This is a genomic window from Youngiibacter fragilis 232.1 (assembly GCF_000495435.3).
Lineage (GTDB): Bacteria > Bacillota > Clostridia > Clostridiales > Clostridiaceae > Youngiibacter > Youngiibacter fragilis.
Genome location: NZ_AXUN02000056.1, coordinates 1 through 21,366, shown reverse-complemented (window position 1 = coordinate 21,366; position 21,366 = coordinate 1). Strand labels below are relative to the sequence as shown.

The following is a 21,366-nucleotide window of genomic DNA, read 5'->3' as shown; positions in this document are numbered from 1 at the left end:
CACTTCAAGCGGTCTAAAACAACTATGGTTTGCCCTGCGATGTGCGAAAGAATTGGAATAAGATAATCGGGACTGATCTTTTCATCAAAGGTTTCATTGAGCTTCGGATTGGTTTCAAAATTGAAATAAGCGACATTTTCATAGTGTTTACGCCCAAACTCCAGAATAGAGTAGGTCTTCCCTACCTGCCTTGCTCCTTGTAAAATCAATGGTTTTCGATGTTTGCTTGCCTTCCACTCTTCAAAAAAGCTCATTATTTTTCTATACATTTGAGTCCCTCCTTAAGGGTACTAACAATAGCATAGCATTTATACGTGTATTAATCAGTATTTTTCAGATTCGTTTTTACATTATTTCACACTTTGATTTTGTAATTTCCACATTATTTTGCACTAACATTGTTTGAAGCTAAAAACCTTAGCCCTACACAAATATTCTTAACATCGGCTATCTGACATTTCAAATATCTACTATTATTATTAAAAGTGTTTGATTACTCGAATCTCAACGAGGTAACGAAAAAACGAGGCTGCTCAATACTATGTTTTGAACAACCTCATTTTTGAATCTATATATAGTGTACGTAAGTTAATGTCACATTTTAAAAGATACCTAACACTCCTACTAAAGCAAGTACTGCAGTTACTACCATTCCATAGGTTGCAAGTCCTAACTGACCTCCAATCAGTTTAGCTCTCATCTTTTCATCAGGGCAGTTTGACATGAATATCGCCCCTCCAGTCGAGAATGGAGATATTGCGGTGTAGCATGCTCCTAGCAGGATTGCGATGAATAGTGTAACTGCCTTAATTGATCCGACAGCCAGTGAAGGAACCATAGGCGCAAGCATTGGGAATACAGTATTGATGCCGCCCGAGAAGAAGCTCAGGAATCCTCCAAGTATTGCAAGAAGAGAACCAACGGCATATGAAGGTGCATTTGCATTCAGCCAGCTTGAGATTACATCAACAACACCAGCTTCCTTTGCTACGCTCATCAATGTTGCTATACCACCGACGAGTATAAGAGTATTCCATGGTACTGCTTTGATTACCTGCTTCTCATCTGCCAGTTTCATGAGTGAACATACTACAAACCCTATCATTGCAAGCATCTGAATGTCAGCATATCTTGCAAATGTCACGAGCCAGCTGATCTTGACAAATTTACCTATGAGCCCTGGGATTAAAACCAAGCCGATAACTACAGCGATAACAATCAGGCTCTTTTTGTGGATTGCACTGAATGGTTCTGGCTTTTCAACATTTATTTTCTTAAGCTTATTACCCTTGAACACGATATAGAGCACTATCAGAAGGACAAAGGTTATTAAAAGGTAAGCAAAGAAAAACTTCCATGTCATCAGGCTAGCTTCTGCTTCGAAACCTACACTGGCTATTGTAGAACTAACAACTGAGCCTGATGCTGCCCATGGCAAACACGCACCAATAGCTGCGCCATTACATACTGCCCACGCAATTATAAATGGGTGAAGGCCGGCTGGTAATCCTATCGAAAATCCTATAACTGCCATAATTGCATTCGCTGCTGGAGGTGGACATCCTAATCCTCCCAAAATAATGGCAACAAAATAAATTGCAAATGATATCAGCCATGACTTGTTCCTTACTGCATAGAGTAAATGGTCTGCGACTGACTGCATCGTTCCATTAACGACTGCAAAACCGAAGAACAAAGTAATGCTCATCAATTGGAATATTGTTGAGTTTGGCCATAAGGCAACAACCTCTTTAACTTTCAATCCCATCATGAAGCAGCCGACAATATAAGCGAACACAATACCTGTCACGCCCATATTTACTCCGTATTTGAAGCCTAATGCAATTGCTACAACAATTCCTAACATGCAAACTGAAATTATTAGTCCTGTAGACATTTTTGATCCCCTCTCATAATAATGTATTTATTAATGACGTCACTAATTAAAATTCCTGGTTTAGCTAAGCTATTCCTCTACAAGGACTACTTCTTCCCCACGCACCTTGTATATTGACACGTCCATTTTCTCCAGCCCTGTGATTTTGTTCATGTAATTGTTAATCTGTTCAAACATAGGATCCTCAGGTTGGCACACGTATGGGGCGCCATCCTCTGGCAAGTATGCCGGGAGATATGATACTTTGTTGATTTTCTTATCTTTAATAGTCCATTTTGCGACCATTGTCATGTATGAATCCATTGGGAAGCTACGTTTTGTAACTTTGAAAGCATCGCTTATTGCTGTCATTTCAGTATGATTTTTTGAAGTCTTCATGTCTTGCTTGATTGATGCCTGGTCTCTCACCATATCTGTGACTTCTTCCATGGCAAAATTCCCCAGCGAGTAAAAAATGACTTTTCCTTTGTATACTTCAATCGGTTTAAGAATGTGTGCATGATGTCCCAGAACAAGGTCTACCCCATTATCAATGGCAAAATGCGCGTAATACTTTTGATAGTCACCGATTACCGCCTCTTTGAAGTGAATCCCCCAGTGTATTGACATTACGACTACATCAGCCAAAGATTTGGCAAGATTGATGTCCTCGATCATCCGATTCAAATCATCAGGATGGGGAAAGCTATACATGCGACAAGGTGTATCAGGCTGATCATGCTCTACAGGAACATAGGCGGTAATCCCACGTGCAGGATTGCATCCAGGTCTTGCCTCCTGTGCCCAAAATCCTTGTGGCAATATTGAGTTGTATCCTAGGACCGCGATTTTAGTTCCTTCGATATCCAGTACTGGAAATGTGCGTGCATTCTTTTCATTCTCACCTACCCCCGTAAGATATAAACCAGCATCACGAATATGCTGACAGGTCTCACAGAAGGCATCTCTTCCATAATCCAGCGCATGGTTCGATGAGAATGAAATAACATCGAATCCTGCTCTTTTCATCACCTTAGCCAGCTCTGGCTTTGAACTGCAAGGCATGCGAGTACAAGTTGATAGTACCCCTTCCAGACTGAGTACTGCTTCCAATTGCCCAAATGTAAGGTCGCTTCCTTGAAACATCTCGGATACATGTCTGAAGGAAGAACTCAGGTCATCCCGATATGGAGCGCAATCGCCCACACCATACATTAGTAATTCCTTATGATCCACAACAAATCTCCTTTCTTATTGATTTGTTATAATACTAACATTTTACATGTAAATGTTGACATATTCATATTGTCCAAATTATCCAGGTTTATATGTGCAGAGTGACCATATCTGTAATTTGAAAAACAAAAAGAGAACTCAGGTTATGAGTCCTCTCAGTTAGCAATATGCAATGATTCCGGGTATTTCCTGGAAGTGGTGGATGTGACAGCTTACTGCTTAGCTATTGGTATTTATCCTTCATTCTCATGTCATTGTCTTATCCTTAAACTTGTTTCGTGTTCTCTCATAAGAAGTGAATTGGACCTCTTTCTCCTGTCCCAACTCAAAGAAGCGGATCAGCAGGCAAGAGAAAATCAGCTGGAAACGCAGGTATCCATCAGACAGGTCTTCTCCTATCAGCTCTTCAATCTTGTTTATCTTGTATATTGTCGTATTTCGATGCATGAATAATTCTTTGGATGTCTTAGCGATGTTCCGGTCATTCAACAGATATGTGAACAGCACTTGCCTAAGATTGCTGTTATAAGCCCTGTCATAACGGCTGATTTCCACAATACCCGGGTGACATAGGTAGATGATGTCACTTGATTTATCTACTTCCGAAATATACTGGGAGCATACGTCGATAACATGATAAACACAATATCTCGAGAATAATTCACTCCTGCTTTCGGGATCAGTATTTAACCTCCATGCCAATTTTAATGTATGGAGACTTTGGAAATAGAATACCCTCAATCCCCTAGTCCTGCTCGAAGGTCTGCTTATTATCGCCCTTCCATCATACTTCTTCAGAAATAGCTCAAATGCATCCTTAACATACTTAAGCGGAAAGACAGATGTATCTCCTGTAATCATTACTATCAGGTAATGGTCGTGGAAGGTCATGTTGTCATTCGGGAATATCCTGTGCGCTTCTTTTAGAACGCTATCTTCAGTATAGCCAAGCCTTCGGGCGAATTCTGTAACAACCAGCCTCATGTATGGCTTTGGCTTTATTTTGAGCTGTTTGATCCTTAGCTGTAATGCGTCAAGGTCAGGAGTTTCCTCTGATGTGAGGTCCTGGATTATTGAATTGAATGATACATGTTTGAAGTTGATGTTTTCCTTTTTTGATGCAATGCAGTTGCCCAGTTGTACGCCTAACGTATAAAATGTATCTCTTGAATAGGGTTCCTCATTCACACTTGTGGCAAGCAGGTAACCTTCAATCTCACTGTTGACATGTACCGGAGAAAAATATGCGAACATATTGTCATCAGAGACTTTTGCAGTAATCGGAGCCTTAAGAATCTGTTCATCAAGGAAATAGCCAGTAACTATCTTGCTGTTCAGATATCCATGGTCGTCGAAGTTCCGTTTTAATGGAGTGTCATCTGATACAAGCGTACTTGCCGAAATGCAGTGAAAATTAAGATCCATAAGTATTATTGATGCATTCATCTGCTTGCCTATGAGTTTAATCAGGTTTGAAATTCCATACTCTGAATGCAGATGAAGATTAAGCAACAAATTCTTATGAGAAATCAGGTACCTGTTAAGCATATTGTGCAGTTTGTATAAAGAGGTATCTGTAGCAATCAAATTATAGTCTAATTTATCGTCCATTAATGATTTATCCGCATTTTGCAGCAGCTCATCATCAAAATCAGCAATAACAATCGTTGCCTTGTCTGGTATTGGATTATTACGTACTGACTCACAAAAGACTTGATAATTAGTGATGTAAATATACTCTGCTGATATGCCTTCATCTGGAGACATCAGGAAGATCCCTTCAATATCAGATAAAACCTCGTGTCTGATGTGACTGTACACCGGTCTGATATTAAGTGAGTGCATCATTATTCCTAGATTCAACAAAGCAAATACCCCCAAATTCATACTGATTAGATATATCCTGTCGCTAATTATGTACAGTATAACCATGTTATCCTCAAAGTCAAGGTGTTACTATACAACTAAACTAATAGCGAAGGGAGAACTGTTACCTTGTACGATAGAATAGAGCGAATAAAAAAGAGGGTAGTTGTAGATACTTTCCCAATCTGCATTGAGAAGTATCGAATAACCCTTGATGTCATGGAACAAACAAAAAACGACCCAGTCGAGATTCAAAGAGCGAAAATATTCGATGCCACTGTTGATAGGATGCCAATTTCAATCGCTGATGATGAGCTGATTGTTGGAATTGGTGCAAGCAAACCAATGGGTCTTGAGATTGACCCGCATTATGGCATCTGGTCTCAGGAGGAAATAGAATCCCTTATAGAAGACGGCTTTGAAATAGACCCTCAGGACGTAATTGACTTGCAGGAACTGAACAAGAAGCATAATCCTTCTACTCTCATTGGACAGATGGGAGAGATATTCTACGAGAATGAGCGTATCATTTCACTACTTAAAACAGGTCTGATACTGCCTCCATGGCAGGAAAAGGAAAGCGGAAAGGGTGTTGGAGGCGGTTATGCACAGTCCGGTCTTGGACTTGGGCCTTCACTGGTCCTTCTGGCAATCGACTATACCAAGCCGATTTATCTCGGAACCAATGCTATGATTGCTCAGGCCGAAGAAGAGAAGTCAAAGATACAGTTCTATGAGAATGGATCAGTTGAAAAGTACCGCTACTATGAATCAGTTATCATGTGCCTGAAGGCTATGAATAAACTGGCCGCCAGATATTCAAAACTCGCTTCAGACATGGCTAGTGTAGAAAAGGATGAAACAAGGAGGAAGGAACTTGAAGAGATAGCAGAAATCTGCATGAATGTCCCAGCAAATCCAGCAAGGTCATTTAAAGAAGCAATCCAGGCGTTCTGGTTCACCTTCCTCATGCTTAGTCCGTCAACAACTTTACCTGGCTGCCGTTTTGATCAGTACATGTATCCTTTCTACAAGAATGATCTTGAGGATGGAAAGATAACCGAAGAGGAAGCTGTGGAACTATTATGCTGCCTCAGGCTGAAGGATATGGAGCTGAACCGCACCTCCGGCAAAAACAACAGAAAAAAGAACGCTGGTATGGCAAAATGGCATAACTTTACAATTGGTGGAGTCAAGTCAAGCGGTGAGGATGGAACCAATGACCTTACATACATGCTCCTGGATGCTGCGAAAATCACCAAAACTCCTCATCATACCCTGACTCTCCGTATCCATGAAGGTACGCCAAGAAAGCTGATGGTAAAGGCTCTTGAAGTTGTGCGAATGGGTCTTGGTCTCCCCGCTTTCGTTGGTGAAGAGTCCTATATCAAGACGTTCACATCAAGGGGCGTATCCATCGAAGATGCCAGGGAATTTGTCATGACAGGATGCCTGGATGCCAACATTCCAGGCAAGTCGCGAACAGGTCCAGTCCCGATGGTAACAATTCCTCTTATATTTGATATATTCCGCCATCAGGGCATCGACTCAAAGACTGGTAAGCCATGTGGCATAAATGCAGGAGACTTCACTAAGTTCCAGACGTTTGAAGAGCTGTTTGATGCACTTAAAAAGGAAATGGATTACTGCTATAGAATCGTTGGTGAGAAGAATAATGTTGAATTGAAAATTACTCAGGAATTGCTTCCAGATCCACTGCGTTCATGCTTCATGCATGAAGGGATTGAATCAGGCGTAGATACCTTCTGCAGGACAATGCCGTTTGAGAATGGCGCTGTTTTGAATCCCATAGGTATGGTAAATGTCGGGGATTCATTGGCAGCGATCAAGAAATTGGTATTTGATGAGAAGAAGTATACCCTATCAAATCTATATGATGCCCTTGAGAGCAACTGGACAGGTTATGAGGCTATGAGGAAAGACTTCCTTGAAGCTCCAAAGTTCGGAAACAATATTGATTATGTTGATAGCATAGTTGCTGAATGCTACAAGTTCCTTTGTGATACTGCTGACACAATGCCAACTATTCTTGGTGGAGTCCATATTCCAACCGGAATATCAATCACATCACACCAGCCAGGTGGTGGTTTGACTGGGGCTACTCCTGATGGACGTTTCAGTGGCGAGATATTGGCGGATGGTACGATGTCCCCGATGCATGGCATGGATACCCATGGTCCACTCGCAGTATTAAGTAGTGCTATGAAAATTGACCAGGATCCATTCCAGGCGACGCTTCTTAATATGAAATTCCATCCATCAGCTCTGAAAACAGAAGATGACCTGGACAAACTTGCCAGCATGGTCCAGACCTACCTTACAAATGGAGGTAAGCATATACAGTTCAATGTAGTTGACAAGGAAACACTGATTAAGGCAAAGGAAAATCCAAAAGAATACCGCGATCTCGTTGTACGTATTGCAGGTTACAGTGCATATTTCGTACAATTGAATCCACAGATGCAAGATGAGGTAATAGCAAGAGTCGAGCATAACCTCTAAGACAGGAGATACAGATGGAAAAGTCAAATGGTCAATCTGGAATTGTGTTCAATATTCAGCACTACTGCATTCATGATGGCCCGGGAATACGCACAAACGTATTCCTTAAAGGTTGTCCGATAAACTGCCTCTGGTGCCAGAATCCTGAATCAAACCAGATACAACCTCAGATAATGTATGAAATATCCAAATGCGTTGGTTGCGGTGCATGTGTTAGTGCCTGTGAACAAAATGCAATTACACTTGAGAATGGACATGTGAAGACAAACCGTTCTTTATGTAACGGCTGCGGTAAATGCGCAGATGCATGCCTGAACGAATCTAGAAACCTCATGGGTAAGACATACACTGTTGAAAAGGTAATCGAAGAAGTGCTGCAGGACAGACTTTTCTACGGAACATCAGGTGGTGGTGTAACCTTGACCGGAGGAGAAGTGCTTTACCAGTACGCCTTCACAAAAAACATCCTGAAAGAATGTAAAAAGCTTGGCCTTCACACTGCAATCGAGACATGTGGTTACTCCAAATGGGAAATCATGTCCCAGGTACTTGAACATACAGACCTCGTTCTTTATGATATCAAACACATGATTCCAGAAAACCATTTGTTATGCACTGGAGTAAGTAATGACTTGATACTGTCAAACCTGAAGAAGGCCTCAACCGATATAAAGAAGGACATAATAATCCGAGTCCCGGTAATACCTAATTACAATGACTCAAAGGAAAACTTCCATAAGCTGGGTTCATTCATTGTAGAGAATGTACCCACATGCATAGAAGTTAACCTTCTACCCTACCATGCAATGGGTGAGGGCAAACGGGACCAGTTGGAAGAATCAAGATCAAACTTTAGAAGCCATTCACCTTCACAGGAAGCAATGGAAGACTACCTAAGCATAATTCGGTCTTACGGAATAACCCCTGCCAAGTGAGTTACTTCATTATTATCTTTTGAAACATTCCTCATAACAATATCAAAGGAAGAACTGTTACTCAAATATTGAGGTCAACAGTTCTTCCTTTCTTCATAAGCACATTTACGAGCTAGAATAACAAATATTTGAGGACTCACATACTCCGATGCATACATCATACAACCAACATCCAGCTAAATCGTTCATCACTATCTGTGTGTTCTGAATTACTAAGCTAAATTTAATATCATCATTTGAAAGCAATTAGCTCAAATTGATTATATTCAAAATGGCTGTGAAGAAACATATCATCAATTATGCGAAGACAAAGGATGTATTTACGGCATATCGAGAATCCGGATTTTCAGCAAAATATTATGAGACGTTCCTTCCATTCATAAGATACTTACCTTTAGAAGACTATAGTGGAAGATATAGGAACCTACAAACGCAGTATTATCAAGGGTCCTGGACGAAAAAAATTTCAAAAATCCTTAAAACCCATGAGTTCGAATGGGTCCCGGATTTGCTCTGTTTTGGGTCAAAAAGATGGTTTTTTTGCAGAAAAGAGAGAATTCAGGAGAGAACTAATAAGAACTGAATCGCTTGAAAATAAATCATTTCTACGGATGCAATATTTTTTTAGGAGAGAATTAGGCACCATTTTAAGCCATTTCTCGAAAAAATGGGCTTCACCTGCCGTTGACAGTCAAAAAAAGAAGGGTGAAATCCATGAAGAAAAAAAGCAAATATCAGCTTCTCTATAAGCTATATCCGTCCGTAATAACCAAGGATCAGTTTTACAGAATCTGCAATATCAGCAAAAAAACCGCTGCCCATTTGCTGGACAACGGACTCGTCCCCTGTGTGAACAGCGGTAAAAAAACAAGAAAATACAAAATCAAGTTGGAGGACGTCATCGAGTATTTGGAATCAAGAGAAAAAGATCCCGGACGATATGCAGCCCCATCGGGATGGTACAAAACCTATGGTAAACCTGATGAGGAGGATCTCTTGATGACTCCTGAAAACATCCGGAAAATCAGTGTTCATTATCTAAAGAAGCTATCCAAGTACCCAGATGTTCTTAGTGTCAATCAGTTATCCAGCCTTACTGGATATTCAACCACTACCCTACTGAAATGGATCAATAAGGGCGCTATTAAACACTTTGATATGGGAAACCGCTACTTAGTACCCAAGGAGTGGCTTCTAGAATTTCTATCTGGTCCGGAATTTATGAAGGCACGCATTCCTTCAAAATATGGAGAAGAACAAATCAAGAAGATTTTCAAGAGCAAAGGATAATCTGAATCCATTTTGAGTCATGAGAATGAAAGGCAGCTCTAGTTCCCAACAAAATCTATTACTATGACTGCGAGATGATCCCGCAGCAAAACCGTCACAAACGTGGCGGTTTTATTTTGCCAAATTTGAAGGAGGTCGCCATGAAAGAAACCTTTAATCAACACTCAACCCGCTACCAAACAGCAGCGGGTTGAGTATTGACATAGTTTAGGAGACAACTACTTTTGTAAATTGAATTAGTCTTTTCCGTTTTGCAATAAGAATTTCCCGCCGACAAAAACCACTGCCGAAAGTAATACTGCTCCAACTCCAACAGCAGCGGATTGGAAAAGCCCTCCGAGAAATTGCTTGTTCTCAGAATCCTTCTCGGCTTCTTTTTTACCGGTTTCCATTATTAACTCGAGAATGTATTTTTTCTCTTCTGAGCTTATATTTTCATGCTTTAGTTCACCTTTAAGAATATCTCTAATGTCTTGGTATGCTTTATGTACATTTTCTTGACTGTCTTTGTTAGAAGATAAAGTATTAGCATGCTCTTTTTCCATTACGTTCAATGCTTCTAAAGCAAATTTGGTGAACTCAGGAAGCTGCTGGATGATTTTAAGAGCAACCTCTTTATCCATATCGGGCATCATAGCAGCAAATCTAATCATTTTTTCCTTGGAAAGATTCCTCCAAGATTCCATACCGAGTTCTTTTAGTATTTCACCTTCATTTTCGAATTTCATTTGGTTCCTCCTATATCTATCATAGTAAGATTACAAGTCCCAGTTTTTTTTGAACGTATCAAGTATACTCTGTTGCCGATTCTTCACGTAATCAGGTAGCCAATCATGAGCATTCAATACTTGAGTGGTCAAAGAATACGAGGAAGTGCCATTCCTACTAGTGAAATACTTTGATTTCTTTACATCAAAATCATAGTTTTGGGCTTCTGAATTGTGTCTGCGAGTTAGCGGTACAAGATTAGCAATCTTATTCAACCAGAGATCCCTTTCTATAGGATTTGGCCACTTTTTGTCCCAGTCAGATCCTGGCTTAACAGTCTGAGGAAGAACATGCTCAATAGTTAAGATGTTTGGATCATATGTTGCTCCACCTGCAGAGACGAATGAATCCAATCTGAGAATGACATAGTTTCTACGCCTTGAAGTCATCCTGTATATCTCGCCATCCAATGCCTTTAAGAACTCATTTTTTTCATCTGCGCTTAGTTCGAGTGACTTGAGAGGATTGTTGATGTCGTGACTGAGATTAACATCCATTTCATTTAAAATTCGACCATAACGTTCAATTCGAGCATTAATATCTTTAGCAGTAATATGCATGTAAGAAGCTAAACGCTCAAGTTTTTTGACAAACCAAAGCATATAGTCTGAATTATTTTTTTGTTCGGCATGAAATCGAATAGCTGATGGCATCCAATCCGAGTTATCTATTTTATTGAGCCACACCAGATAATGATTAACTTCGGCTGAATTCTTAGTAGCAGAATAATTTTTGTTTTTCAGTACAGTGTACGCATCTGAGTATGGCTCAAGAATTTCATCTATCAATTTTTTAGGGCTTCTCAGGTGAAGAACGTGTTCTCGGAATTCCTCAAGCAGAGTTCTCTTCGCTTTAATCTTTGCATAAATCATTCGAGTATGAGTGAAGACATCATTAAAGCCATCTCTTGTTGTTTGAACTTCGAGGTCTTCCCATTTTTCGGTATATTCGTCACGATCGGTTTCCGGAATACTCCCAATGATATCAGCCTTTACGATATCAGTTGTTAAAAGATCCAGTCCACGGCTATTCATAACCGAGAACACACGGAATGCAGAAGGCTGGCTCGCAGTATAGACCACAACCAAGTAGCATCTCATGACAATAAAACTACCAAAATCCATCAGTGATTGAGTATCACCATTGAAGTTTTTCTTAATACGTTCGAGTAGCACCCGCGTATTAGTTTGAATATTCTTCTGTGCTTCATTTTCCAAAGTAGCAGGGTCAATTTCCAACAATTCTTGCAGCTTGATGTTTTGAATGTACTTCTCAAAAAAATCTTGATCTTTGGGTCTGAGATGCAATCTTGCACGCGGTGGAATTTTTGACAAGACATTCCCAGGTTCTCTTAAATGCCCACGAAATGCATCTTTAACTTCTCCGTCAAAATGAGAAGCCAGTGCTGCAAGTAAAATGGTTAACGTTGTGAGTCTTTGTTGTCCATCGATTACGTCTGAATGGGGATTATTGTCCTCTTTAATTAATACGATACTTCCTAGAAAGTAATTGTCATCATCTTCAGTTCTGAAGAAATCATAAAGATCGTCAAAAAGCGTCCCTGATTCTTCCTCCGTCCAAGCATACGGCCTCTGATAAGCAGGAATATGGTAATCAAATTCTGAGCTGAAAATTTTGGACAGTGGAAACTCTGCCCCTGTAATTTTTTTAATCATCTGGTCCCCCTTTTTATTGGTATCCAATTTACATCAAGAGTACCTCAATGCATTTGGTTCTTGTTAGATAATCACATCACATATGTCAATTTTAACAAATTAGTTAAACCATTTACACATCTTTTTATATTTAACAAATTTGAGGAGGTTAAGAATGAAAAAAGAATTCAATGAACGCTACCAGCAAGTCTATCAATTGGCGGAGCAGCAAGGCGAAGCCTTTGCACAGGTTGTATCTGAATCTTTTGATGATCTGGATAGCCTGGGCGAATTCGTCGATACCCTGTTCTACATGCATTCCATCACGGATGATGAGCAATTCGCTGTCTTCCTCGGGATGATGTACGAAATCATGGGCAGCCAGATGCCTGAAGAGATCGACTGCCCTATTGTTATGGAGCAGAGGCCAAGCATTTTCTACAGTTGCTTCCTGACCTCATTCCTGACTGAAATTTTGAATCGGGTCGGAGGTGATCTCCCTTGCCATGCAATGTGATCGCCATCGCCAATCAGAAGGGCGGAGTCGGCAAGACCACCACCTGCACCAATCTAGGCATCGGTTTGGCCACTGAAGGCATGAAGGTTTTGCTCGTGGATTGTGATCCTCAGGGCAGCCTGACGATCAGTTTAGGTCATTCTCAGCCGGATCAACTTCCAGTGACACTCTCCTCTGTCTTAGGGAAGACTATGTATGACACAGAGCTTTCTCCCCAGGAAGGCATCTTGCATCATTCAGAAGGCGTGGATCTGATGCCTGCTAACATTGAGCTGTCTGGACTTGAGGTATCGCTGGTCAATGTGATGTGCCGGGAGAAGATCCTGAAACAGTATCTTGATGAAATTAAATCCGGTTATGACTACATCCTACTTGACTGTATGCCATCTCTTGGAATGCTGACGGTCAATACTCTGGCTGCGGCAGACAGTGTCCTCATTCCTGTCCAAGCCCAGTATTTGTCCGCTAAAGGCCTGGAGCAGCTGCTTCAAACCATCAACAAAGTCCGCAACCAAATCAATCCTAAGCTGAAGATCGATGGCATCCTGCTGACTATGGTAGATAACCGGACCAATGACGCCAGGGAAATCAGTGCTCTCTTGCGGGAAACATACGAAACCAAGCTGAAGGTGTTTAACCCGGACATCCCCCACTCCGTGCGGGCGGCAGAAACTGCTTCCTATGGGAAAAGTATCTTTGCCCATGATCCCAAGGGTAAAGTAGCAGAAGCTTACAGAAATCTGACGAAGGAGGTGCTGAAGCTTGAAACCCAGCGGCAGAAATCTAAATCTGACCTCCTACGATGAGATATTTCAGACCGAAGAAAACAGGATTGAAGCAACCCAAGAGAAGGTCATCGATATTCCTTTGACAGATTTACATCCGTTCAAGAATCACCCCTTCAAGGTGACAGATGATGAATCAATGCTGGAGACCGCCGAGAGCTTCACCAAACACGGCGTCCTGGTACCGGTCATCGCCCGTCCTCGTGAAGAAGGTGGGTATGAGTTGATCTCCGGTCACCGGCGCAAACGTGCCAGTGAGCTGGCCGGTAAGGAGACTCTCCCTTGCATCGTCCGCAATCTCGACAATGACGCTGCCACCATTATCATGGTTGACAGCAATATTCAACGTGAGAACATCCTGCCTAGTGAACGCGCCTTCGCCTTCAAGCTAAAAATGGAAGCAATTAAGCGTCAAGGTGCTCGTTCGGACTTAACTTCTACGCAAGTTGCACAGAAGTTATTAGCAGTAAAAGTCGGAGATGACGCAGGGATAAGCAAAGATCAGGTTAGGAGATTTATTCGCCTGACAGAGCTTGTTCCTGAGCTGCTTGATATGGTCGATGCCAAGAAGATCGCATTTAATCCTGCGGTTGAGCTTTCATACCTCATGTCTCATGAACAGGTCCAGTTGATGGAAGCCATGGACATGGAGCAGGCTACACCTTCCCTGTCACAGGCTCAGCGCCTGAAAAAATACAGTCAGGATGGCAAGCTGACTTTTGATGTTATGACCTCCATCATGTCTGAAGATAAAAAAGGTGAACCGGATAAAGTGACGCTCACCGGCGAGAAGCTAAAGAAGTATTTCCCGAAGTCTTATACACCCCAGCAGATGGAGGAAACCATCATCAAGCTACTGGAAGGCTGGTCTCGGAAGCGCCAGCAATCACATGAACGGTAATTCCTCTCCGAAGTGCTTCGATGTGAAGCGCTTTTTTTATTCAACCGGTCGAAAGGAGGGATGCAGATGGCTGTATTTCGAGTTGAGAAAACGAGGGATTACACCGTTATGGCGAATCATCATCTGAAAAACAAGGATCTCTCGCTGAAATCCAAAGGGCTTCTATCTCAAATGCTGTCGCTCCCGGAAGACTGGGATTACACCCTAAAGGGGCTTTCTATGATCAACCGGGAGAGCATCGATGCCATTCGCGAAGCGGTCAGTGAACTGGAACGGGCAGGCTACATCGTCCGAACCAGAGAGAGAAATGAGTTTGGTCACCTCAAGGGTACGGATTACACGATTTATGAAAAGCCTCACCTGGCGACAAATTCTACAGAAAGCATAGAGCCTATATTGGAGAAGCCAGTTTTGGAAAGACCAATGTTGGAAAATCCAATCTTGGATAATCCAGAGTTGGAGAAACCTACGTTGGAAAATCCAACGCAATTAAATACTAAGAAAACAAATAAAGAACCATTAATGACTAAAGGATTAAGTAAACATCCATCAATCCCTGATCTATCAAGAGAAGCCAAGATCGAGAAGGATGAGATTGGATTGGATGCTCATTCCATCAAGGAGTCCATCCAGGAGAAAATCGAATACAAGTTTATTGTTCAGCGTTATGACAAAGATCGTCTGGATGAAATCGTGGATCTGATGGTGGAGACCCTCTGTTCCAAGCGAGACTACATCACCGTTGCCGGGGATGATTATCCTGCATCATTGGTCAAAGAACGGCTGCAGCGCATCGATAGCACCCACATCGAATATGTCTTTGAATGCCTGGATAAAAACACCACCTTCATTCGGAACATCAAGAAATATCTTCTGACGACGTTATTCAATGCACCATCCACCATCGACAGCTATTACACAGCGCTGGTGAAACATGATCTTTACGGAGCAGGTTCCCACTTTTACAAGGATCTAGGGAGCCTTATTAAGCCCGGCAAATAAGATGGGGTTAATTTTCATGCAAGTTTCGCTAATCAAATTAGCACGATTATCAAATTTCAAAGTTTCATCCGGCCAAAAGAAACTGATTCAAAAGTTCATCTTTTCTGAAAGGAGTTACTCAAAATGAAAAGACCTCTCGCCTACATCACCGCTTCATGGGGCGTTGATCCAACTGAGAATACGGAGATCGCAGCCAAATACAGCAGGAAAGTATTTGATGCTGGCTACAGTCCGATATGTCCAATTCTGATGCTTTCAACCTTCATTGATGACGGCATCCCCCAGGAGCATAAGGACAGACAGGACATTGAGCTTGATTACCTCAGACGCTCCAACGTCCTCGTAGTCTGTGGATCTCGAATCGACGAAGCCGTGAAAAACGACATTGCCATCGCTGAGCGCTATCGTATCCCAGCAACAACCTTAAACGGAATTCTGACGGTGAAGAGTCATGGTCAAAAGACCAATAAATAGCATCATTTCTGATTTTGCACAAAACATGGCTTAAAAGGAATGTTTCGTGCAATTTCAAAAACAGAAAAGGAGAAGAAATCTATGGATGTATTGATTGTTGAACCCGAAAAAGCACCACGTATGGCCAGTATCACCGGTGACCTGAAGTCCCTGCAGCAGGTTGTCGGCGGTTACATCGAAGCCGTCTATCCCTATGATGACCCGGTTGCCATCGTCTGCCATTCTGAAGGAAAACTCATCGGTCTTCCGCTGAACCGAAAACTGGAGGACTACGACATCATCGCCGGAACCTTTATCGTCTGCGGACTCGGCGAAGATGATTTTGACTCCCTGACTCCTGAACTGGCAGAAAAGTACCGAGAGAAGTATGCTGCTCCGGAGATCTTCATGAAGATGGGCAGCCACATCGTTGCCATTCCCGTCAAACCAAAGGACGAGCTGCATATGGCCAAACCGAAGCAGAAGTCCACGGAACCTGAGCTTTAGCAAACTTGAATTGAAGAAGCCTTCTCAAGAGATTGTTATTGAGAAGGCGACTTTCAATTACAAGTATACTTACTTTACTCGACTGATACGTATTTTTGTATATACGTCAAATTAATCAGAGAGTCTGAACCAATCCCCTAATGGCCTCCATGACATCCTCATATGTGATCCCATCCGCGTACCGATAATCTTTTGTGTACTTACTCCATCTGGATCTCAATGTGTCACTTCCACTGATTTCATCCAGTCGACTGCTGATGTTCGTAAAGATATGAGTCGTTTCCCTATGTGCAGACGTTGATTTCAGGGCGTCTACAAATATCGAATGTTCAAAACGCTGGGTCTTCGCCAAGATATAAACATCGTAAAAATCCCTTGGGCGCGTATTCAGCTCACCTCTTCTCAGAATAGTTTCCATTTTTTCAGCCAAGACGGTTTCAATGTTATAAGCCCAAATTCCGAAGCTGCCTTCTTCAAAAATCATTTTGAACAAATAGAGGACTTCCTTTGGTGTGATGGCGTCACCCGTTGTGATATCAATCTGCATGGGGGTAGTGATGGTATCATATTCAGCCATAATGCTCACTCGATAACCGCCATACGCATCATCGTCCCGTATGGCATCGATCCCGGAAAATGAGAAGGACACATCATCATCAATGACAACGCTGCAGATGTCATTGATCGCTTTGGTCAGGGCTTCAACGTTGATAGGATAAGTCTTAATCGTTGCGTCCATATCCATTGTCGATCGGTTATCGATGCCGACAAGTGCCGCAATCAGCATTCCGCCTTTCAGGATGAATTTATCCTGATACTTTGATTGAGAAAGCCTTTCCAGGAACCGTTCAAACATGTAGTTTTGAAGCACGACTTGGGCGGACATATCTTTCTTCCTGGCCAAGTTTCTGATTTTCGCTTTTAAGCTCATGGCTTTCCCACTCATATCAGCACCTCCAGATAGCTTTTTAGTACTGCTTCAACTTTCAGTTTCCTGGCATATTCCAAGAGAATTGAATGATCCGCAGATTTCAATTTCACAAATCGTTTCAACGCATCATTTAGAATCTGGACATCAATCCGACTTCTGCTTCTGATCAAATCACAGACAGTTCTCTCGACATCGTAAGCTCTGATTGGATTGCCATGTGAACTCTTCACCGTTTCAACGCCAAGTTCGTGCAGCTCTTTTTTGATGTAGTAGATTTTGAATCGATCTGCGACTGATCCCACCACTTTGTAACCACTTGGAACAGAGGCTGAATACTCAAAAGGCGTCCTGTCAGAAAGACCATGCAAATAGAGCGCAGTCTCATGAGAATAAATCAATTTTGGATATTTCGTTTGCATGGCATACATTTCATCTTCAATGGCATCGATTGAAACATAAACACCACGATCCACTCTTTCCAGTTTCCCTTCGGCTACCATCATTTGAAGATAGGTTCTAGGAATTTCATATATATCCAGGTCAGCACTTAAAACTGTGCCGTGTTGCTTCTGAATGAGCTTTTCAAGTTTTTCCAGGTAATTCATCATCATCACCCCTTTTTACAAATATACTTATATTGTAGTCCGTTTAAGTATATTTGTAAACAAATTTATCAAGACACGGCATAACGATCAAAAACTACTTTCTCGCTGACACTCTAAGTTCAGCTATTAGAAACTGAGCTTTTCCATAATCAGTACTTGTAAAGGAGGAATTTTTCATGCAGGAAGAAGTGGAAAACAGGACCGTCGCCCTCGCCGTCAGTACCACCCGAATGACCGGGCGTGTTCTAAAGGCTGCACTCATCAAACTATTGGCTGAAATGAAGAAGAGCCGGGACAGTCCGCCGCAGATCCCCCATGGCAAGCAGACCGTGAAGGAACTCATCGGTCAGAATGCCGGAGTCTCCAACATCGAGATCACGGATAAAAACATCAAGTCCTTTGAGCAGGTCGCCAGAAAATACGGCGTGGACTATGCCCTCAAGAAAGACACCACTGGAGAAAAGCCCAAATATCTGGTCTTCTTCAAAGCCCGGGATGCTGACGCTCTTACCGCGGCCTTCACAGAATATACGGCGAAGGTCCTCAAAAAGGACAAGCAGCCTTCCATCCTGGAGCAGCTTGCAAAATTCAAGGTCCTGGTTCAGACCAAGGTCATGGACCGGGTGAAAAACAAAGACAAGGAGCTGACGCGATGACAGGAAAAATTAAGCGGATGCTCCTTTTAAACCTCCCCTATGTTCTGATCGCTCTACTTGCCACAAAGCTTGGAGAGGCCTGGCGATATTCTCCAGGGCTGGATATCTCACAAAAAGTGCTGCATCTGATGGACGGCTTTGCTATAGCTTTCCAGTCATCTTGGCCAAGCCTGCTCCTACAGGATCTGATCCTGGGCATTGGGATCGCAGCTGGCATCAAGCTCGCAGTCTATGTGAAAGGCCGGAACGCCAAGAAGTACCGCAAAAACATCGAATACGGCTCAGCCCGCTGGGGCAGACCTGAGGACATCAAGCCCTTTATTGATCCCACCTTTCGCAACAACGTTATCCTCACGGAGACAGAGCGCCTGACCATGAACAACCGACCCAAGGACCCAAGGCTCGCACGCAACAAAAATGTCATGGTGGTGGGCGGTTCCGGATCTGGTAAAACACGGTTTTGGCTCAAGCCCAACCTCATGCAGTGCCATTCCAGCTATGTGGTCACTGATCCCAAGGGTAGCGTCGTGGTGGAATGCGGACAGCTTCTCTTAAGGGAAGGCTACAAGATCAAGATCCTTAACACTATCAACTTCAGTAAATCCATGCACTACAACCCCTTTGCCTACATCAAGAGTGAAAAAGACATCCTCAAGCTGGTGACGGCCCTCATTGCCAACACCAAGGGTGAAGGCAAAGCCGGAGACGATTTTTGGGTGAAGGCGGAGACCCTGCTTTATACCGCCCTCATGGGCTACATCCATTATGAGGCTCCAGAGAGTGAGCAAAATTTTGCGACGCTCATCGAGCTCATTAATGCCTCCGAGGTCCGGGAGGACGACGAGGACTTCCAGAACCCGGTGGATCTGATGTTCGCCGCTCTGGAGGAACGTGACTCGGAGCATTTTGCTGTCCGGCAGTACAAAAAGTACAAATTGGCTGCTGGGAAGACCGCCAAATCTATTCTTATCAGCTGCGGGGCCCGTCTTGCGCCCTTTGATATTAAAGAGCTCAGAGACCTGACGGCCTATGACGAAATGGAACTGGATGCCCTGGGTGATCGGAAAACGGCGCTGTTCATCATCATCAGCGACACCGATGACACCTTCAACTTCCTGGTTTCCATGGCCTACACGCAGCTCTTCAATCTGCTATGCGACAAGGCAGATGACGTCTATGGCGGACGTCTGCCTGTGCATGTGCGCTGCCTCATTGACGAGGCGGCGAATATCGGTCAAATTCCCAAGCTGGAAAAGCTGGTAGCCACCATCCGAAGCCGGGAGATCTCGGCCTGTCTGGTGCTGCAGGCTCAGTCCCAGCTGAAGGCTCTCTATAAAGATCACTGTGACACCATTATCGGCAATATGGACAGCACGATCTTTCTGGGCGGCAAGGAGCGCACCACATTAAAAGAGCTTTCAGAAACCCTTGGGAAAGAGACCATCGACACCTTCAACACCGGGGAAAGTCGAGGCCGTGAGGTTTCCCACAGTCTGAACTACCAGAAACTCGGAAAGGAGCTGATGAGCATCGACGAACTGGCTGTACTGGACGGCGGCAAATGCATTTTGCAGCTGCGCGGGGTACGGCCTTTTCTGTCCAACAAGTACGACATCACCAAACACCCCAACTACAGGTACCTCTCCGATGCAGACCCGCGCAACGCCTTCAACATCGAGAAGTACCTGTCCACCCGTCTTTAAGCGTTTTTTATATATAGTATTATGGTTTTAAATGTGACTTTATGCATATATATTTTAATAATATCAATTTACATAGCTTAATATTTAAATTATACCTTCTGTTACCTTAAATGATTCTTTAATTGTTGTTTCATGAGTCCTTTAATAATATCCATCATATTTCTTTGATTGATATTTTCGTAAAAAAAAGTAACTTTCCTCTATCTGAGGAAAGCTACGTACTTCTGGCGGAGCGGGTGGGATTCGAACCCACGGACGGATTTCTCCGTCACCTGATTTCGAGTCAGGACCGTTATGACCACTTCGATACCGCTCCATATTCAATTTGCAGATGGCTTTGACATCCACAAATGATAGTATACTATAAAGTAAAGGGGAAAAACAATCCCAAAATGCAAGTTCTTGAGACTTTACTCGATGAGTGAAACAAGTGGTTTGTTAGCGAAAAACTTAATCTGTCTCACTTAGATTTGCACATATATTATCAGGAGGATGAACATGGAAGACTTCATAAAACTCAATGATGGAAGTATGATGCCAAGGCTTGGACAGGGAACCTGGTATATGGGGGAAGATAAGAATAAGAGAGCAGATGAGATAGCATCGTTAAGGCTTGGAATCGAGCTTGGGATGACGCTCATTGATACTGCAGAGATGTATGGTGAAGGTCTGTCAGAAGAGCTCATTGGAGAAGCGATAAAAGATATCAATAGAGAGAACCTTTTTATTGTCTCCAAGGTATATCCACATAATGCAGGACGAAGGAATATCTTCAACTCATGCAAAAAGAGCCTTGCTAAACTTGGAACTGACTACCTTGACATGTACCTTCTTCATTGGAGGGGAAGAGTGCCATTATCTGAGACAGTAGCCTGCATGGAAGAGCTGAAGAAGGAAGGACTTATAAGGAACTGGGGAGTCTCGAACTTCGATACTGACGACATGGAGGAACTGCTTTCAGTTCCATTAGGAAAAAATTGCCGTGTGAATCAGGTATTGAACAAAATCGCTACGCGATAATTCCTTGTCTAAATTCTATACTTATGCCTCTTGAATTGACAGAGGCTTTTTTTAGTGAAAAAAATAGTAGATGTATCTCCCTTGATGGTTTATTGTTGAGTTACAACACACCACAAATAACCAAGGAGAACAACTAC

General features: G+C 42.6%; 20 protein-coding genes, 1 tRNA gene and 1 pseudogene. 13 read left to right on the top strand and 9 right to left on the bottom strand.

Annotation, left to right across the window (positions count from 1 at the left end):
- The 4 genes from T472_RS03960 to T472_RS03945 form a co-directional block, all read right to left on the bottom strand.
- On the bottom strand, nucleotides 1-269 hold a 269-nt coding region (locus tag T472_RS03960), incomplete at its 3' end, for an AAA family ATPase (protein ID WP_023383147.1).
- Between the two features lie 332 nt (nucleotides 270-601).
- A complete protein-coding gene (locus T472_RS03955; protein ID WP_023383148.1) occupies nucleotides 602-1,897 on the bottom strand; it encodes an SLC13 family permease in 1,296 nt (431 codons plus the stop codon).
- Nucleotides 1,898-1,966: 69 nt separating this feature from the next.
- A complete protein-coding gene (locus tag T472_RS03950) occupies nucleotides 1,967-3,112 on the bottom strand; it encodes a CapA family protein (RefSeq protein ID WP_023383149.1) in 1,146 nt (381 codons plus the stop codon).
- A 246-nt stretch (nucleotides 3,113-3,358) separates the two neighbouring features.
- Nucleotides 3,359-5,044 carry a PucR family transcriptional regulator gene (locus tag T472_RS03945; protein ID WP_023383150.1) on the bottom strand — a complete coding sequence of 562 codons (1,686 nt, stop codon included), beginning with the start codon at nucleotides 5,042-5,044 and terminating at the stop codon, nucleotides 3,359-3,361.
- Nucleotides 5,045-5,107: 63 nt separating this feature from the next.
- Between T472_RS03945 and T472_RS03940 the strand changes: the two genes are divergently transcribed.
- The 4 genes from T472_RS03940 to T472_RS03925 all read left to right on the top strand — a co-directional run bounded on the left by T472_RS03940 (nucleotide 5,108) and on the right by T472_RS03925 (nucleotide 9,726).
- Entirely contained in the window at nucleotides 5,108-7,501 is a 2,394-nt protein-coding gene (locus T472_RS03940) for a pyruvate formate lyase family protein (RefSeq protein WP_023383151.1), read from the top strand.
- A gap of 14 nt (nucleotides 7,502-7,515) precedes the next feature.
- The gene (locus tag T472_RS03935) at nucleotides 7,516-8,436 is read left to right on the top strand and encodes a glycyl-radical enzyme activating protein (protein ID WP_023383152.1); all 921 of its coding nucleotides are present in this window, start codon (nucleotides 7,516-7,518) and stop codon (nucleotides 8,434-8,436) included.
- Nucleotides 8,437-8,843: 407 nt separating this feature from the next.
- Nucleotides 8,844-9,185 (top strand): hypothetical protein, encoded by a 342-nt coding sequence (locus tag T472_RS03930; RefSeq protein ID WP_023383153.1) that lies wholly within the window; start codon nucleotides 8,844-8,846, stop codon nucleotides 9,183-9,185.
- Complete coding sequence (locus T472_RS03925; protein ID WP_023383154.1) at nucleotides 9,151-9,726, top strand: helix-turn-helix domain-containing protein; 576 nt, start codon at nucleotides 9,151-9,153, stop codon at nucleotides 9,724-9,726. The genes T472_RS03930 and T472_RS03925 overlap by 35 nt, the downstream gene beginning before the upstream one ends.
- Before the next feature lie 236 nt (nucleotides 9,727-9,962).
- Here T472_RS03925 and T472_RS03920 read toward each other — a convergent pair whose 3' ends face one another.
- Together T472_RS03920 and T472_RS03915 are read right to left on the bottom strand one after the other, a co-directional pair.
- Nucleotides 9,963-10,454, bottom strand: coding sequence for a hypothetical protein (locus T472_RS03920; protein ID WP_023383155.1), 492 nt, complete (start codon nucleotides 10,452-10,454; stop codon nucleotides 9,963-9,965).
- 30 nt (nucleotides 10,455-10,484) lie between these two features.
- Nucleotides 10,485-12,170 (bottom strand): DUF262 domain-containing protein, encoded by a 1,686-nt coding sequence (locus tag T472_RS03915; RefSeq protein ID WP_023383156.1) that lies wholly within the window; start codon nucleotides 12,168-12,170, stop codon nucleotides 10,485-10,487.
- Nucleotides 12,171-12,324: 154 nt separating this feature from the next.
- Between T472_RS03915 and T472_RS03910 the strand changes: the two genes are divergently transcribed.
- The 6 genes from T472_RS03910 (at nucleotide 12,325) to T472_RS03885 (ending at nucleotide 16,314) form a co-directional block, all read left to right on the top strand.
- Complete coding sequence (locus T472_RS03910; RefSeq protein ID WP_023383157.1) at nucleotides 12,325-12,666, top strand: hypothetical protein; 342 nt, start codon at nucleotides 12,325-12,327, stop codon at nucleotides 12,664-12,666.
- Nucleotides 12,651-13,472, top strand: coding sequence for a ParA family protein (locus T472_RS03905; RefSeq protein ID WP_023383158.1), 822 nt, complete (start codon nucleotides 12,651-12,653; stop codon nucleotides 13,470-13,472). Before T472_RS03910 ends, T472_RS03905 begins: the two co-directional genes overlap by 16 nt.
- Complete coding sequence (locus T472_RS03900) at nucleotides 13,429-14,352, top strand: ParB/RepB/Spo0J family partition protein (RefSeq protein ID WP_023383159.1); 924 nt, start codon at nucleotides 13,429-13,431, stop codon at nucleotides 14,350-14,352. Before T472_RS03905 ends, T472_RS03900 begins: the two co-directional genes overlap by 44 nt.
- 66 nt (nucleotides 14,353-14,418) lie before the next feature.
- The gene (locus T472_RS03895; protein ID WP_052011748.1) at nucleotides 14,419-15,354 is read left to right on the top strand and encodes a DUF6017 domain-containing protein; all 936 of its coding nucleotides are present in this window, start codon (nucleotides 14,419-14,421) and stop codon (nucleotides 15,352-15,354) included.
- Nucleotides 15,355-15,477: 123 nt separating this feature from the next.
- Entirely contained in the window at nucleotides 15,478-15,828 is a 351-nt protein-coding gene (locus T472_RS03890; RefSeq protein ID WP_023383161.1) for a DUF7768 domain-containing protein, read from the top strand.
- 39 nt (nucleotides 15,829-15,867) lie between these two features.
- The gene (locus tag T472_RS03885) at nucleotides 15,868-16,314 is read left to right on the top strand and encodes a DUF3846 domain-containing protein (protein ID WP_278279620.1); all 447 of its coding nucleotides are present in this window, start codon (nucleotides 15,868-15,870) and stop codon (nucleotides 16,312-16,314) included.
- 115 nt (nucleotides 16,315-16,429) lie between these two features.
- On the opposite strand, the gene T472_RS03880 is transcribed toward T472_RS03885, so the two are convergent.
- Both T472_RS03880 and T472_RS03875 read right to left on the bottom strand, forming a co-directional pair.
- Entirely contained in the window at nucleotides 16,430-17,260 is an 831-nt protein-coding gene (locus tag T472_RS03880; RefSeq protein ID WP_023383163.1) for a nucleotidyl transferase AbiEii/AbiGii toxin family protein, read from the bottom strand.
- Nucleotides 17,257-17,850, bottom strand: a complete 594-nt coding sequence (locus T472_RS03875) for a type IV toxin-antitoxin system AbiEi family antitoxin domain-containing protein (protein ID WP_023383164.1) — start codon at nucleotides 17,848-17,850, stop codon at nucleotides 17,257-17,259. Before T472_RS03875 ends, T472_RS03880 begins: the two co-directional genes overlap by 4 nt.
- Nucleotides 17,851-18,026: 176 nt before the next feature.
- Between T472_RS03875 and T472_RS03870 the strand changes: the two genes are divergently transcribed.
- On the top strand, nucleotides 18,027-18,506 hold the full coding sequence (locus T472_RS03870) for a PcfB family protein (protein ID WP_023383165.1): 480 nt from the start codon (nucleotides 18,027-18,029) through the stop codon (nucleotides 18,504-18,506).
- Nucleotides 18,503-20,209 (top strand): VirD4-like conjugal transfer protein, CD1115 family, encoded by a 1,707-nt coding sequence (locus tag T472_RS03865; RefSeq protein WP_023383166.1) that lies wholly within the window; start codon nucleotides 18,503-18,505, stop codon nucleotides 20,207-20,209. Before T472_RS03870 ends, T472_RS03865 begins: the two co-directional genes overlap by 4 nt.
- A 225-nt stretch (nucleotides 20,210-20,434) precedes the next feature.
- Here the strand turns inward: T472_RS03865 and T472_RS03860 are convergent.
- Nucleotides 20,435-20,525, bottom strand: a tRNA-Ser gene (locus tag T472_RS03860).
- A 176-nt stretch (nucleotides 20,526-20,701) separates the two neighbouring features.
- On the opposite strand from T472_RS03860, the pseudogene T472_RS03855 reads away from it, so the two are divergent.
- Nucleotides 20,702-21,226, top strand: a pseudogene (locus T472_RS03855) (aldo/keto reductase); the annotation flags it as partial.
- Nucleotides 21,227-21,366 lie beyond the last annotated feature (140 nt).